This is a genomic window from Salinispora goodfellowii (assembly GCF_059570675.1).
This window is the reverse complement of record NZ_JCANTD010000001.1, coordinates 26,787-40,729: the sequence shown is the minus strand read 5'-3', so window position 1 is coordinate 40,729 and position 13,943 is coordinate 26,787. Positions and strand designations below refer to the sequence as shown.

At 71.8% G+C, this 13,943-nt stretch carries 15 protein-coding genes; all 15 read left to right on the top strand.

What is annotated here, in order from left to right:
* The first annotated feature begins 1 nt into the window (after window position 1).
* Window positions 2-703 (top strand): riboflavin synthase, encoded by a 702-nt coding sequence (locus tag T398_RS00230; RefSeq protein WP_496443293.1) that lies wholly within the window; start codon window positions 2-4, stop codon window positions 701-703.
* Window positions 703-1,404, top strand: a complete 702-nt coding sequence (gene pnuC, locus T398_RS00225) for a nicotinamide riboside transporter PnuC (RefSeq protein ID WP_496444022.1) — start codon at window positions 703-705, stop codon at window positions 1,402-1,404. Before T398_RS00230 ends, pnuC begins: the two co-directional genes overlap by 1 nt.
* Entirely contained in the window at window positions 1,401-2,663 is a 1,263-nt protein-coding gene (locus T398_RS00220; RefSeq protein WP_496443291.1) for a bifunctional 3,4-dihydroxy-2-butanone-4-phosphate synthase/GTP cyclohydrolase II, read from the top strand. Before pnuC ends, T398_RS00220 begins: the two co-directional genes overlap by 4 nt.
* 2 nt (window positions 2,664-2,665) lie before the next feature.
* Window positions 2,666-3,163 (top strand): 6,7-dimethyl-8-ribityllumazine synthase, encoded by a 498-nt coding sequence (gene ribH / locus T398_RS00215; RefSeq protein WP_496443289.1) that lies wholly within the window; start codon window positions 2,666-2,668, stop codon window positions 3,161-3,163.
* 86 nt (window positions 3,164-3,249) lie between these two features.
* Window positions 3,250-3,513 carry a phosphoribosyl-ATP diphosphatase gene (locus T398_RS00210; protein ID WP_018215006.1) on the top strand — a complete coding sequence of 88 codons (264 nt, stop codon included), beginning with the start codon at window positions 3,250-3,252 and terminating at the stop codon, window positions 3,511-3,513.
* Between the two features lie 50 nt (window positions 3,514-3,563).
* A complete protein-coding gene (gene hisG / locus T398_RS00205; RefSeq protein WP_496443288.1) occupies window positions 3,564-4,409 on the top strand; it encodes an ATP phosphoribosyltransferase in 846 nt (281 codons plus the stop codon).
* Between the two features lie 174 nt (window positions 4,410-4,583).
* Window positions 4,584-5,063: a PH domain-containing protein gene (locus tag T398_RS00200; protein ID WP_496443286.1), complete on the top strand. Its 480-nt coding sequence runs from the start codon at window positions 4,584-4,586 to the stop codon at window positions 5,061-5,063.
* Between the two features lie 403 nt (window positions 5,064-5,466).
* A complete protein-coding gene (infC, locus tag T398_RS00195) occupies window positions 5,467-6,081 on the top strand; it encodes a translation initiation factor IF-3 (protein ID WP_011905774.1) in 615 nt (204 codons plus the stop codon).
* Between the two features lie 20 nt (window positions 6,082-6,101).
* On the top strand, window positions 6,102-6,296 hold the full coding sequence (gene rpmI / locus T398_RS00190) for a 50S ribosomal protein L35 (RefSeq protein WP_011905775.1): 195 nt from the start codon (window positions 6,102-6,104) through the stop codon (window positions 6,294-6,296).
* Window positions 6,297-6,329: 33 nt separating this feature from the next.
* Window positions 6,330-6,722 (top strand): 50S ribosomal protein L20, encoded by a 393-nt coding sequence (rplT, locus tag T398_RS00185; RefSeq protein ID WP_496443284.1) that lies wholly within the window; start codon window positions 6,330-6,332, stop codon window positions 6,720-6,722.
* A gap of 29 nt (window positions 6,723-6,751) precedes the next feature.
* A complete protein-coding gene (locus T398_RS00180) occupies window positions 6,752-7,717 on the top strand; it encodes a TrmH family RNA methyltransferase (protein WP_496443282.1) in 966 nt (321 codons plus the stop codon).
* A gap of 168 nt (window positions 7,718-7,885) precedes the next feature.
* Window positions 7,886-8,953, top strand: coding sequence for a phenylalanine--tRNA ligase subunit alpha (gene pheS, locus T398_RS00175; protein ID WP_496443280.1), 1,068 nt, complete (start codon window positions 7,886-7,888; stop codon window positions 8,951-8,953).
* Window positions 8,954-8,989: 36 nt separating this feature from the next.
* Window positions 8,990-11,575 carry a phenylalanine--tRNA ligase subunit beta gene (gene pheT, locus T398_RS00170; RefSeq protein WP_496443278.1) on the top strand — a complete coding sequence of 862 codons (2,586 nt, stop codon included), beginning with the start codon at window positions 8,990-8,992 and terminating at the stop codon, window positions 11,573-11,575.
* A gap of 185 nt (window positions 11,576-11,760) precedes the next feature.
* Complete coding sequence (gene argC, locus T398_RS00165) at window positions 11,761-12,762, top strand: N-acetyl-gamma-glutamyl-phosphate reductase (protein WP_496443276.1); 1,002 nt, start codon at window positions 11,761-11,763, stop codon at window positions 12,760-12,762.
* A complete protein-coding gene (argJ, locus tag T398_RS00160) occupies window positions 12,759-13,931 on the top strand; it encodes a bifunctional glutamate N-acetyltransferase/amino-acid acetyltransferase ArgJ (protein ID WP_496443274.1) in 1,173 nt (390 codons plus the stop codon). Before argC ends, argJ begins: the two co-directional genes overlap by 4 nt.
* Window positions 13,932-13,943: the final 12 nt, after the last annotated feature.

Here is a 13,943-nt window from a genome sequence, read left to right as displayed (position 1 = left end):
CATGTTCACCGGCATCGTCGAGGAACTCGGTGCGGTCATCCGCGTCGTGGAGAGCGCGGAGGATTCCGCGGTGGTCACCATCAACGGCCCGCTGGTCGTCGCCGACGCCAAGCCCGGTGACTCCATCGCGGTCAACGGAGTCTGCTTGACCGTGGTGGAACTCGCCGACGGTACCTTCACCGCCGACGTGATGGGCGAGACGTTGCGGCGCTCCGCGCTTGGCGCGCTGCGCGTCGGTGACCGGGTGAACCTGGAGCGGGCCGCCGTCCTCGGCAGCCGTCTCGGTGGCCACCTGGTTCAGGGACATGTCAACGGCGTTGGCGAGCTGCTGGCCCGGGAACCGGCCGCGCGGTGGGAGACGGTCCGCTTCCGCCTGCCCACCGACCTGGCTCGCTATGTGGTGGCGAAGGGGTCGATCACCGTTGACGGGGTGTCCCTGACCGTGGCGGGTGTTGGACCAGACTGGTTCGAGGTGGGCCTGATCCCCACCACCCTGCGGCTGACGACACTGGGCTCCCGGAGCGTCGGCGATGTGGTCAACCTCGAGGTCGACGTCGTGGCCAAATACGTTGAGCGGTTGCTCGGCGGTGGCCAGCTGGCCGGTCCGGCCGACCGGCCCGCCGCTGTCGACCGGCCCGCCGCTGTCGACCGGCCCGCCGCTGCGGACCGGCCCGGTGCCGCGCCGGTGGGCGGGCCGGCGTGATGGGGCCGCTCGGCTGGCTGCTGGACGCGCAGGTGAGCCTCGCCGGTTCGTCGGTGCTGGTCCGCGAGATCGTCGGCAACGTCTTCGGCCTGGCCGCGGCGATGTTCGGCCTGCGCCGGGTGGTGTGGGCCTGGCCGGTCGGCATGATCGGTAACGCGCTGCTGTTCACCGTCTTCCTCGGCGGAGCGTTCGCCACCCCACAGGCACATGACCTCTACGGTCAGGCCGGCCGGCAGGTCTTCTTCTTCGGGCTCGGCCTCTACGGCTGGTGGCGCTGGTCACGGAACCGTCGCCGCCGGGGTGGCGACGGTTCCGCCGCCGCGGTGGAGCCCCGCTGGGCTACCGGGCGGGAGCGGCTCGTACTGCTGGTGGCTGCCGTCGTCGGGATCGCCGTCAGCTACCCGGTCCTGGCCGCCCTGGGCTCGTGGGGGCCGCTGCCGGATGCCTGGATCCTGACCGGCAGCCTGCTCGCCACGTACGGCATGGCCCGTGGGTATGTGGACTTCTGGCTGATCTGGATCGCCGTCGACGTGGTCGGACTGCCACTGTTGCTGCGCGGCGGGTTCTACCCTTCGGCGGTCATGTACCTCGTCTACGGCGCCTTCTGCGTCTGGGGACTCGCTGCCTGGTGGCGGACGTCGCGTGCTGCTCGTACCGACCTCGTGCCGATTCCATCGAGCTATGCGGAGGCTGCGGCGTGACCACTTTTGCCAGGATCGAACGAGCGATGGCGGAGATCAACGCCGGCCGGCCCGTCGTCGTGGTCGACGACGCCAACCGGGAGAACGAGGGCGATCTGATCTTCGCAGCCGAGCTGGCCACGCCCGAGTTGGTCGCCTTCATGGTCCGCTACACCTCCGGCTACATCTGTGCGGCGTTGACCGAGGGTGAGTGTGACCGGCTGGACCTGCCGCCGATGCACCACACCAATCAGGATCGGCGCGGTACCGCCTACACGGTGACCGTGGATGCCCGGGAGGGCGTGAGTACCGGCATCTCCGCCGCCGACCGGGCGCACACGATCCGGCTGCTCGCCGACGCCGGCACCGGGCCGGAGGACCTGGCCCGGCCCGGTCACGTGGTCCCGCTGCGGGCGCGCGAGGGGGGTGTGCTCCGCCGGCCCGGTCACACCGAGGCCGCGACCGACCTGACCCGGTTGGCCGGGCTGCGCCCCGTGGGCGTCCTCTGCGAGCTGGTCAACGACGACGGCACCATGATGCGGGGCCCGGACCTGGAGCGGTTCTGCGCCGAGCACTCGCTACTCCTGGTCACCATCGCGGACCTGATTTCGTATCGCCGGCGGACGGAGAAGCAGGTTGAGTTGGTCGCCGAGGCGCGGCTCCCCACCCGGCACGGGGCCTTCCGGGCACTGGGGTACTGCGGCGACTACGACTCGGCCGAGCACGTCGCCCTGGTGCTGGGTGATCTCGGCGACGGGCGGGACGTGCTGGTACGGGTGCACTCCGAGTGCCTCACCGGTGACGTCTTCGGCTCGTTGCGCTGCGACTGCGGCCCGCAGCTTGACGCTGCCCTGGAACGGGTCGCCCAGGAGGGCCGCGGAGTCGTGCTCTACCTCCGCGGCCATGAGGGGCGCGGCATCGGGCTGTTGCACAAGCTCCAGGCGTACCAGTTGCAGGACCTGGGCCGGGACACCGTTGACGCGAACCTGGAGCTCGGCCTGCCGGCGGACGCGCGGGACTACGGCACCGGCGCGCAGATCCTCTACGACCTGGGGGTACGGTCGATGCGACTGTTGACCAACAATCCGGCCAAGCGGGCCGGCCTGGAGGGGTACGGCCTGACCGTCACCGGCCGCCTGGACCTGCCGGTTCGCCCGCACCCCGAGAACGTGGACTATCTGCGAACCAAGCGGGACCGGATGGGACATCTGCTGGAGTTCGACGAGGTTGTCGAGGCGCCGACGGGCCGCACCGTCGTCGGTGACGGGATTGGAGCATAGGGATGGCGGGCTTCGGGGAACCGGGCATCGATGCTGTTGTTGCCGCGGGTCTGACCGTCGGGGTGGTCGCTGCCCGCTGGCACGGCGACCTCACCGACCACATGCTCGACCGGGCAGTCGCCGCCGCCGAAGCGTGTGGGGCCGGTGTCACGGTGGCTCGGGTGGCCGGCTCGGTGGAGCTACCCGTGGTGGCGCAGGCGCTCGCCCGGCGCTGCGACGCGGTGGTGGCGCTCGGGGTGGTGGTCCGGGGGGCCACCGCTCACTTCGACTACGTCTGTCGGTCGGTTACCGACGGGCTCACCCGGATCGCCCTGGATGAGGGGAAGCCGGTGGGGCACGGTGTGCTGACCGTGGAGACGATCGAGCAGGCTCGGGACCGGGCCGGGCTGCCCGGCTCGGCGGAGGACAAGGGCTGGGCGGCGACCGTCGCGGTCCTCGACGCGGCGCTCGCGGTTCGGGGCCTGGCTGGCGCCACCCCTCGGGTGGGCTTCGGCGCCTAACGCTTCGGCGCCTGACGCTTCGGCATCGTGGGACACACCGATCCCGGTGGAGCAGCGGTGGCCGGCCGGTTGCAAGAATCGACCCTGTGAAGACGTTCGAGGAGTTGTTTGCCGAGCTGCAGGCCAAGGCCGCTGCCGGCACCCCCGGCTCGGGCACCGTCGCGGCCCTGGACAAGGGGGTGCACTTCGTCGGCAAGAAGGTCGTCGAGGAGGCGGCCGAGTCCTGGATGGCAGCCGAGCACGAGGGGCCCGAGCGGACCGCCGAGGAGATCTCCCAGCTGCTCTACCAGGTGCAGGTGTTGATGCTCGCTACTGGCCTCGACCTTGAGGACGTCTACCGACATCTGTGAGTGTCCCGTGCCGACCGATCCTCCCGCTTTCCGACAAGGAGCATTCCGCTGTGCTGCGAGTCGCGGTACCCAACAAGGGGACTTTGGCCGAGAAGGCCGCTCAGATGCTGCGCGAGGCGGGCTACCGCCAGCGTTCCGACCCGAAGGACCTGGTCTGCCGGGACGATTCGAACGACATTGAGTTCTTCTACCTGCGTCCGAAGGACATCGCCACCTACGTCGGTTCCGGGGACCTGGACGTCGGTATCACCGGCCGGGACCTCCTGGTCGACTCCGGCGCGCCCGCCACCGAGGTGGTTGACCTGGCCTTCGGCCAGGCCACCTTCCGATTCGCCGCCCGCCCCGAGGACATCGCTTCGGCGCAGGACCTGGACGGGTGTCGGGTCGCTACCGCGTACCCCGGCCTGGTGGAGCGGCACCTCGCCGAGCTGGGCGTCAAGGCCGACGTGATCCGCCTGGACGGCGCGGTGGAGAACGCCATCCGGCTGGGCCTCGCCGACGTGGTCGCCGATGTGGTGGAGACCGGTGCCACGCTGCGTCAGGCCGGCCTGGTGGTCTTCGGTGAGCCGCTGCTGCGCTCGTCCGCCGTCCTGGTCTGCCGCTCTGCCGCGCCGCCCCACCCGCAGTGTGAGCTGCTGCTCCGCCGTCTGCAGAGCGTGCTCGTCGCCCGGCGTTACGTGATGCTGACGTACGACGTCCCGGCCGACCTGTTGGCTCGGGCCAGTTCGTTGACTCCGGGCATCGAGTCGCCAACCGTCTCCCGGCTGCACCGGGAGGGCTGGGTAGCGGTGCAGGCGATGGTGCTCCGCGACGATGTGCACCGGATCATGGACGAGTTGTACCAGGTCGGCGCCCGCGCGATCCTGGTCACGAGCATTCAGGCGTGCCGTCTCTGATCGGGCCGGGAGTCCGAGGCCGGGCTGGGAGCACCGAGCCGGGATTTCCGTCCCCGGCCGGGCCGCCATGCCGAGCCGTCGCCCCCCGGCCGCGCCTCGCCGCGCCCGACTGTGTGCCGCGCCCGACTGTGTGCCGGGCGCGGGCCGCCCGGGTGTGGGTGGCAGACTGGTGCGGTGAGCGAAACCGAAGCGTTCCGGATCCGGCCCCGGCGCATCCGGGTGGTCTGCTGGGCCTCGGCGATTGCCCTGGTGCTGCTGTTCACGGTGCTGGCGACGTCGCTGCACGGTGCGACCGGCAGCGGCTATGGCTCGTTTCAGCGAGGCGACCAACTCGGCATGGTCGGTCTCGGCGTGCTCGGCGCGCTTGCCTTCCTGCTCTTCACCCGGCCGCGGGTCGAGGCTGACGCGCAGCGGGTGCGGGTGCAGAACGTGATCGGCTCGTACGAGCTGCCCTGGGAACTCGTCCGTGCCGTCCGGTTCGACCGCGGGGCGCCCTGGGCCAGCCTTGAGCTGCACGATGACGACTTGGTGCCGATGCTTGCTCTCCAGGCCGCCGACAAGGAGCTGGCGGTGGACGCGGTCCGCCGGCTGCGCCGGCTGCACCAGGCCCGGCTGGCTGCGGGCGCCACCGCCACTGACCCCGCTGGCCACTGACCCCGGCCACCACTGACCCCGGCCACCACTGACCCCGGCCACCACTGACCCCGGCCACCACTGACCCCGGCGGTCCGCGGCACGGAGCTGATGCCCGGTTTGGGGTGGACCGGCACGGGGTGTAGGCTACGGGAAACGACCAGGCCAGCTGCGGCTTTGCGGCTGGCTTTGAAAGCGGAGCGCCTGCTCCCACCTGAGTCGCCGTGCGGCGGACGGGTCCGGTCCCCGATTCCGGGCACACCTCGGTGTCGGATGCGCGACTATTTGGTCGTGCCGACCGGTCGAGCAGGCCCCGGCAGCTGCCGGGGCCTTCTGCTTTCCGGGTTGGTTCCCACCCGGGAGCCGCTGGGTCGGCAATGCAGAAGACTCGACTCGAGGAGGCCCCATCAGCGTCGAACCACGCGTGAACGAGCAGATCCGGGCACGTGAGGTCCGACTGGTCGGTCCCGAGGGTGAGCAGGTGGGCATCGTCCCGCTGGAGCGCGCCCTTCAGCTGGCCGCGGACGTCGACCTGGACCTGGTCGAGGTTGCGCCAATGGCGCGCCCGCCGGTGTGCAAGCTCATGGACTTCGGAAAGTTCAAGTATGAGAGCGCACTGAAGGCGCGCGAAGCGCGGCGTAATCAGCAGCAGACCGTCATCAAGGAAATGAAGCTTCGGCCGAAGATCGATCCGCATGACTACGAGACCAAGAAGGGTCACGTGGTGCGGTTCCTCAAGGCGGGCGACAAGGTCAAGGTGACGATCATGTTCCGGGGTCGCGAGCAGAGCCGCCCGGAGCTGGGCTACCGGCTCCTGCGTCGGCTCGAGTCCGAGATCTCGGAGCTGGGATACGTCGAGGCCGCGCCGAAGCAGGACGGTCGAAACATGATCATGGTGCTCGCACCGCACCGCGCCACCAAGGCTGCCGCAACAGCGGCCCGCGGCGGCGCACTTCCGCGGGGCGAGCGGGAGTCCGGTGCCGCCGCGGCAGCACCGCCGGCCGAGGCGGCCGGACCCGCCGGAACTGCCGGCGAGTAGCAGGGGAGAAGACGTTCCACATGCCGAAGATGAAAAGCCACACCGGGATGGGCAAGCGCGTCCGGGTGACCGGCAAAGGCAAGATCGTGAAGCAGCAGGCCGGCCTGCGCCACAACCTGGAGAAGAAGTCCTCCACCCGTACCCGCCGGCTGACCGGGCTGGTCGAGGTGGCCAAGCCGGATGTCAAGCGCATCAAGAAGCTGCTCGGCCGCTGACGCGCGCCACCCTGAACCAACGAAGGAGCTGAGATGGCACGCGTCAAGCGGGCTGTGAACGCCCAGAAGAAGCGCCGTACCCTGCTGGCGACCGCGAGTGGCTATCGCGGTCAGCGCTCCCGGCTGTACCGCAAGGCCAAGGAGCAGGTGCTGCACTCGATGCAGTACTCCTACCGGGACCGTCGCGACCGCAAGGGCGACTTCCGGCAGCTGTGGATCCAGCGGATCAACGCGGGTGCCCGCGCCAACGGGCTGACCTACAACCGCCTGATCCAGGGCCTCAAGCTGGCCGGCATCGAGGTCGACCGGAAGATCCTGGCCGACCTGGCCGTCAACGACGCCGCCGCCTTCACGGCGATCGTCGAGAAGGCCCGTGCGGCCGTCGCGGAGCAGGGCACCGGCGGCGCCGGCGCCCAGGCCGCCTGATCCACCCACGGCAGCGCGAGGCGTCTCCCATGCAGTCACGATCGCACGGGAGGCGCCTCGACGCCGTCTCCGGACCACTCACCCCCCGTACGCCACGGATCGTGGCGGCCCGTCGACTACACCGCCGCCGCGACCGCGAGGCCACCGGTCGGTTCCTGGCCGAGGGCCCGCAGGCGGTCCGCGAGGCACTGGCCCGGCCGGGCACGGTCCTGGAACTCTTCGGTACGCCGGCCGCCCTGGACCGGTACCGGGATCTGGTCGCCCAGGCTGCCGCCGCTGACCTAGCTGTCTCGGAGGTAACCGACGCGGCGCTCGCCGGGCTCGCCGAGACGGTCGCCCCCCAGGGCCTGATCGCCGTCTGTCAACATCTCGACCTGCCGCTGGCCACCGCCCTCGCGCGGGCGCCGCGGCTGGTCACCGTCCTCGCCGACATCCGCGATCCGGGTAACGCCGGCACGGTTCTGCGGACCGCCGACGCGGCCGGCGCCCAGGCGGTGGTCTTCGCCGGTACGGCCGTTGACCCCTACAACGGCAAGGTGGTGCGGGCGTCGGCGGGCAGCCTGTTCCACGTGGACGTGGTGCGGGCGCCCGATCCGCTGCAGGTGCTCGCCGACCTGCGGACCGCCGGGCTCGCCGTGTTGGCCACCACCGGATACGGCGCGGACGACCTGGACGACCTGGCAGATGCCGGCCGATTGGCCGCCCCCACCGCCTGGGTCTTCGGCTCCGAGGCGCACGGCCTGCCCGCCGAGCTGACCGCGGCCGCCGACGCCCGGGTCCGGGTACCACTGCATGGGCGGGCGGAGAGCCTTAACCTGGCTGCCGCGGCGGCGGTGTGCCTGTACGCTTCAGCGAGAGCGCAGCGCCGGCCGTCGTCCCCGCGCCCGGTCGGGGCCACAACTGCGGTTGGGGGCACAACCGTGGGCGAGGAAGTAGCCGCGGTCGAGGCAGGAACCGCGACCGAGACAGCAGCAGAGGAGAGCGGCCGCCCGTGAATGCGCAACGGCGTTCGTTTAGCCAGCCCGCCGGTGCCGGCGGGCGGCGGGCCTGACCCGCTCTCCGCACGACTCCCCACCGGCGGGCTGCGGCACAGCCGCGCGTCCGTAGACTCGCTTCGCCGCCTGACAAGGGTCGGCGCCGCCGTGAGGGAGTGCCCGTACGCCATGTCCTACCGCAACGACCCGTACGACCCGAAGCAGGTTGCCCTGCTCGACCCGGCCGCACTGGCCGAGGCTGTCGCCACCGCCGAGGTGGCCTTCGCCGCCGCCGCCAATCCGGATGAGCTGACCGCGCTGCGCCCGGCCCACCTCGGGGACCGGGCCCCGGCGTCGCTGGCCCGACGGGAGATCGGCGCGTTGCCGCCGGCCGCCAAGGCCGACGCCGGCAAGCGGGTCAACGAGGCCCGCCGGTCGATCGAGAGCGCCTACGCCGCGCGCGCGCAGGTTCTGGAGCGGGAGCAGGCCGAGCGAATGCTGGTCGAGGAGCGGGTGGATGTCACCCTGCCGGCCGACCGGCGTCCGGCCGGGGCGCGCCACCCGGTCAGTACGTTGATGGAGCAGATCACCGACTTCTTCGTCGGAATGGGCTATGAGGTGGCCGAGGGCCCCGAGGTCGAGTTGGAGTGGACCAACTTCGACGCGCTCAACATCCTGCCGGACCACCCGGCGCGGGGGTTGATGGACACCTTCCACGTCGCGCCGGAGCACTCCGGCACGGTGCTGCGGACCCACACCTCGCCGGTGCAGGCGCGGACGATGCTGACCCGCACGCCGCCGATCTACGTGATCTGCCCGGGCCGGGTCTACCGGACCGATGAGTTGGACGCCACCCACGCGCCGGTCTTCCACCAGGTGGAGGGCCTGGTGGTGGACCGTGGCATCACGATGGCGCACCTGCGGGGCACGCTGGACCACTTTGCCCGGGCGATGTTCGGGCCCCAGGCGCGAACCCGCTTCCGGCCGCACTACTTCCCGTTCACCGAGCCGTCGGCGGAGTTCGACGTCTGGTTCCCGGAGCACCGCAAGGGCGCGCAGTGGGTCGAGTGGGGTGGCTGCGGCATGGTGAACCCGCGGGTGCTGCGGGCCTGCGGCATCGACCCGGAGGTCTACTCCGGATTCGCCTTCGGCATGGGCATCGACCGTACGGTCATGTTCCGGCACGGCGTCGGCGACATGCGGGACCTGGTGGAGGGGGACGTCCGGTTCGCCCGGGCGTTCGGGTACGGCGCGTAGGCGCGGGCACGAGTTACGGAGACGGTGATCTGAGTCATGCGAGTTTCTGTCAGTTGGCTGCGTGAGTACGTTGACCTGCCGACCCACCTGACCCCGGCCGACCTTGAGCAGTCCCTGGTCGGTCTCGGTCTCGAGGTGGAGTCCGTCGTGGACCTGGCCGGTACGGTCACCGGGCCGCTGGTCGTCGGCGAGGTGCGGGAGATTGAGGAGCTGACCGGCTTCAAGAAGCCGATTCGCTTCTGTCGGGTGGATGTGGGGGACGCCAACGGCACCGGCGAGTTGCAGGAGATCGTCTGCGGGGCGCGCAACTTCGCGGTCGGCGACCGGGTGGTGGTGATCCTCCCCGGCGGGGTGCTGCCCGGTGACTTCGCCATCGGGGCGCGCCGGACGTACGGGCGTAACTCCAAGGGCATGATCTGCTCGGTGAAGGAGCTGGGCCTGGGCGACGACCACGCCGGCATCATCGTGCTGCCCGACTCCAGCCCCGCCAAGCCGGGTGACGACGCCCGCCCCGTGGTGGGCCTCGACGATGTGGTGGTCGAGGTGGAGCTGACCCCGGACCGCGGTTACCAGATGTCGGTGCGGGGGATCGCCCGGGAGTTGTCGCACGCGCTCGGGGTGGCGTTTCGGGACCCGGGCCTCGCGTCCGCCCCGGCCGGCACCGAGGCGCCCGCGTACCCGGTGGAGGTGCGGGATCCGGTCGGCTGTGACCGGTTCGCGGCGCGGATGGTCCGCGGCGTCAACCCGACCGCGCCGTCACCGGCCTGGATGGTGCGGCGGCTCACCACCGCCGGCATCCGCAGCCTCTCGCTGCCGGTGGACATCACCAACTACGTGATGCTCGAGCTGGGCCAGCCGATGCACGCCTTCGACGCCGACCGGATCACCGGCTCGCTGGTGGTCCGCCGGGCGGTGGCGGGGGAGCGGTTGACCACCCTGGACGGGGTGGCGCGCACGCTCGTCGCCGAGGACATGGTGATCTGTGATGCCGGGTTGTCGAGCGCAAGCCCGGCCGCTGGTGCGGACGCCGGTGTCCCGATCTCGCTCGCCGCCGTGATGGGCGGGGAGAGCAGCGAGGTGGTCGCGGAGACCAGCAACGTGTTGTTCGAGGCCGCCCACTGGGATCCGGTGATGGTGGGGCGCACCGCCCGCCGGCACCGGCTGTTCAGCGCGGCGGCCAAGCGGTGGGAGCGGGGCGTTGATCCGGCCCTGGCGTTGGTCGCTGTCGAGCGGGCGGTCCGGCTGCTGGTGGAGCATGGCGGCGGCACGGCTGGTGCGGAGATCCTCGATATCGATCATGTGCCGTCGCCGACCCCGGTGGTCCTGCCGGCGGACCTGCCGTCTCGTCGGGTCGGGGTGGCCTATTCGCCGGACCGGGTGGCCGCTCTGCTTACCGAGGTCGGCTGCACGGTCGTGACCGGCCCGGACCGGCTCACCGCGGATCCGGGTGCGGTGAGCGTCGCCGCCGGTGGCGCGGTGTCGTTCCTGGTTACTCCGCCGACCTGGCGGCCCGACCTGACCGACCCGGCCGACCTGGTCGAGGAGGTGGTTCGCCTCGACGGCTACGACCGGGTGCCGGCGGTGCTGCCGGTTGCCCCCGCCGGTCGGGGCCTGACCTGGCAGCAGCGGCGCCAGCGGGCGGTGGCCAGGATGCTCGCCGACCAGGGCTACGTGGAGGTGCTCTCGGCGCCGTTTGTGGCAGTCGAGCTGGCGGACCGGTTGGGCCTGCCGGCCGATGATGCTCGGCGGCGCGCGGTGCGGCTGGCCAACCCCCTGTCGGAGGAGGAGCCGGCGCTGCGGACGACGCTGCTCGGCCCGCTGCTCGGGGTGCTCCAACGGAACCTGGGCCGAGGCCAGCGGGACCTCGCGCTCTACGAGATCGGTACGGTCTTCCACCTGCGGGAGCAGGTCGGACCTCCGCCGGCGATGGGAGTGGAGCACCGGCCGTCGGACGCGGAGTTCGCTGCCGCCGATGCGGTGCTGCCGGAGCAGCCCCGGCACGTCGCCGTGGTGCTCGCCGGTGAGGTCGAGCCGGGTGGCTGGTGGGGCGAGGGGCGCCCGGCCGGCTGGGCGGACGCGGTCGGGGCGGCCCGGACGGTGCTCGCCGCCGCCGGCATTCCCGCCGACCGGGTGACCGTACGGGCCGCGGAGCACGCCCCCTGGCACCCCGGGCGCTGTGCGTCTCTGGCGGTGGATGACGTGGCTGTCGGGTACGCGGGGGAGCTGCATCCGGCGGTGGTCGCCGAGCTGGAGCTGCCGCGCCGTACCGCCGCGATGGAGCTGGACCTGGACGCGGTACCGGCGGCCCCGGTGCGGCAGGCCCCGGTGCTCTCGTCCTTCCCGCCCGCCCTGATCGACGTGGCGCTGGTGGTCGAAGTCGACGTCCCGGTGGCCGAGGTGCAGGAGGCGCTGGTGGCGGGGGCCGGTGCGCTGTTGGAGTCGGTCCGGCTCTTCGACGTGTACGCCGGTGCGCAGCTCGGCGCGGGTCGTCGGTCGTTGGCGTACAAGCTGACCTTCCGGGCGCCGGACCGGACGCTGACGGTGGAGGAGGCGGTCGCGGCGCGGGACGCGGCGGTTGCCTGTGCCGCGGAGCGCTTCGGCGCTACGCTCCGCGGCGTGTGAGGGTAGACCTCGCCTCTTCCCGCCGTTTGGGGTTTTCCGTCGAAGGGCCCGCGTCGCGCTACGAGACGCGGGCCCTTCCGTGGGTGGCGGCCGGTGATTCAGAACACGTCCTCATTGCCATGCACTACTTTGTATGATCATGCAGTCACTGTTAATCTTCCCTGCATTGTCATACGGAGGTAGGTATGGGGATCCGAGTTGCGGTCGCTGGGGCGAGCGGTTACGCCGGGGGTGAACTGCTGCGCCTGATCGCCGGGCACCCGGAGTTCGACCTGGTCGCCGCCACCGCGCACAGCCAGGCCGGGCACCGGCTGGACACCGTGCACCCGCAGCTGACCGGGCTGGATCTGGTGCTGGCCAAGACCGACCCGGCGGCCCTGGCCGACGCCGACGTGATCTTCCTGGCGCTGCCGCACGGCGAGTCGGCGGCACTGGCCGCGCAGTTGCCGCCGGAGGTGCGCGTGGTTGACCTCGGTGCCGATCACCGGCTGGCCGACCCGTACGCCTGGGCCAACTACTACGGCGGCACCCACGCCGGGCAGTGGACCTACGGTCTGCCCGAGCTACCGGGTCAGCGCGAGCGGATCGCCGCCGCGACCCGGGTGGCCAACCCCGGCTGCTACGCCAGCGCCATCGTCCTGGCGCTCGCCCCGCTGATCGCCGCCGGTGCGGCCCAGCCCGCCGACGTGGTGGTGGTGGCCGCCTCCGGGACCTCAGGCGCCGGCCGCGCCGCCAAGGCGCACCTGCTCGCCAGCGAGGTCATGGGGGACCTGTCGCCGTACCGGGTCGGTGCGCACCAGCACGTTCCGGAGATCAAGCAGGCGACCGGGGCGACCAGCCTGTCGTTCACCCCGGTGTTGGCACCGATGCCACGGGGGATCCTCGCGACCGTCACCGCCGTGCCCGTACGCGAGGTCGACCCGCAGGCGGTGCTCGCCGAGGCGTACGCGGACGCGCCCTTCGTGCACGTGCTGCCCGAGGGACGGTGGCCACACACCGCCGCGACCCTCGGCTCCAACTCCTGCCACCTGCAGGCGACCGTTGACGTTGACGCCGGACGGCTGATCGTGGTCAGCGGCCTGGACAACCTCGGTCGGGGCGCGGCCGGCCAGGCGGTGCAGAACGCCAACATCATGTTCGGCCTGCCCGAGGCCACCGGCCTGTCCGTCTGGGGGGTCACCCCGTGAGCGTCACCACTCCCCGTGGATTCCGGGCGGCCGGGGTGTCCGCCGGGCTCAAGGAGGGCGGGGCGGCCGATGTCGCCCTGGTCGTCAACGACGGCCCGCACGCCGGGGCGGCCGGTGTCTTCACCGCCAACCGGGTGAAGGCCGCGCCGGTGCTCTGGACCCAGCAGGTCGTCCAGGGCGGCCTGGTCCGCGCCGCGATCCTCAACTCGGGCGGCGCCAACGCCTGCACCGGCCCCGGTGGCTTCCAGGACACCCACGCCACCGCGGAGCACACCGCGGCGGTACTGACCGCCGTCGCCCCCGGGCTGGACCTCGGCGCGGGCGAGGTGGCCGTCTGCTCCACCGGCCTGATCGGCGAGCGGCTGCCCATGGACCGGCTCCTGCCCGGGGTGGGTGCGGCGGTCGAGGCGTTGCGCCAGGACGGCGGACCGGCCGCCGCCGAGGCCATCATGACCACCGACTCCCGGCCCAAGAACGCGGTCGGGCACGGTACGGGCTTCACCGTCGGTGGGATGGCCAAGGGCGCGGGCATGCTCGCGCCGGCGATGGCCACGATGCTCAGCGTGCTCACCACCGACGCGGTCGCTGACCCGCAGACCCTGGACGCGGCGCTGCGGGCCGCCTGCCGGGTCACCTTCGACCGGGTCGACTCGGACGGGTGCATGTCCACCAACGACACGGTGCTGCTGCTGGCCAGCGGTGCGAGCGGCGTCGCGCCCACCGAGGCCGAGCTGACCGCCGTGGTCACCGCCGTCGCGCACGACCTCGCGCAGCAGCTCGTCGCCGACGCCGAGGGCGCCACCAAGCAGATCACGATCGACGTGGTCGGCGCGGCGAGCGAGGACGACGCGGTCGAGGTGGGCCGGAGCGTGGCCCGGAACAACCTGGTCAAGACCGCACTGTTCGGCAACGACCCGAACTGGGGGCGCATCCTCGCCGCCGTCGGCACCACCGCCGCGGCGTTCGCGCCGGAGCGGGTCGATGTGGCCGTGAACGGGGTGTGGGTGTGCCGGGGCGGCGCCGCCGCCGAGGACCGGTCCAAGGTCGACCTCGGGGGTGTGGACGTGACGATCTGCATCGACCTGGGCGCGGGCGCGGCCGCGGCGACGATCTGGACCAACGACCTGTCCCACGGGTACGTGCACGAGAACTCGGCGTACTCGTCGTGAGCACGAGGATCG

Coding starts and splice junctions, on each gene's coding strand:
- ribH (WP_496443289.1), top strand. CDS start 2,666: ATGGCGGGCTTCGGGGAACCGGGCATCGATGCTGTTGTTGCCGCGGGT.
- rpmI (WP_011905775.1), top strand. CDS start 6,102: ATGCCGAAGATGAAAAGCCACACCGGGATGGGCAAGCGCGTCCGGGTG.
- T398_RS00180 (WP_496443282.1), top strand. CDS start 6,752: ATGCAGTCACGATCGCACGGGAGGCGCCTCGACGCCGTCTCCGGACCA.
- pnuC (WP_496444022.1), top strand. CDS start 703: ATGGGGCCGCTCGGCTGGCTGCTGGACGCGCAGGTGAGCCTCGCCGGT.
- argC (WP_496443276.1), top strand. CDS start 11,761: ATGGGGATCCGAGTTGCGGTCGCTGGGGCGAGCGGTTACGCCGGGGGT.
- pheS (WP_496443280.1), top strand. CDS start 7,886: ATGTCCTACCGCAACGACCCGTACGACCCGAAGCAGGTTGCCCTGCTC.
- T398_RS00230 (WP_496443293.1), top strand. CDS start 2: ATGTTCACCGGCATCGTCGAGGAACTCGGTGCGGTCATCCGCGTCGTG.
- pheT (WP_496443278.1), top strand. CDS start 8,990: ATGCGAGTTTCTGTCAGTTGGCTGCGTGAGTACGTTGACCTGCCGACC.
- rplT (WP_496443284.1), top strand. CDS start 6,330: ATGGCACGCGTCAAGCGGGCTGTGAACGCCCAGAAGAAGCGCCGTACC.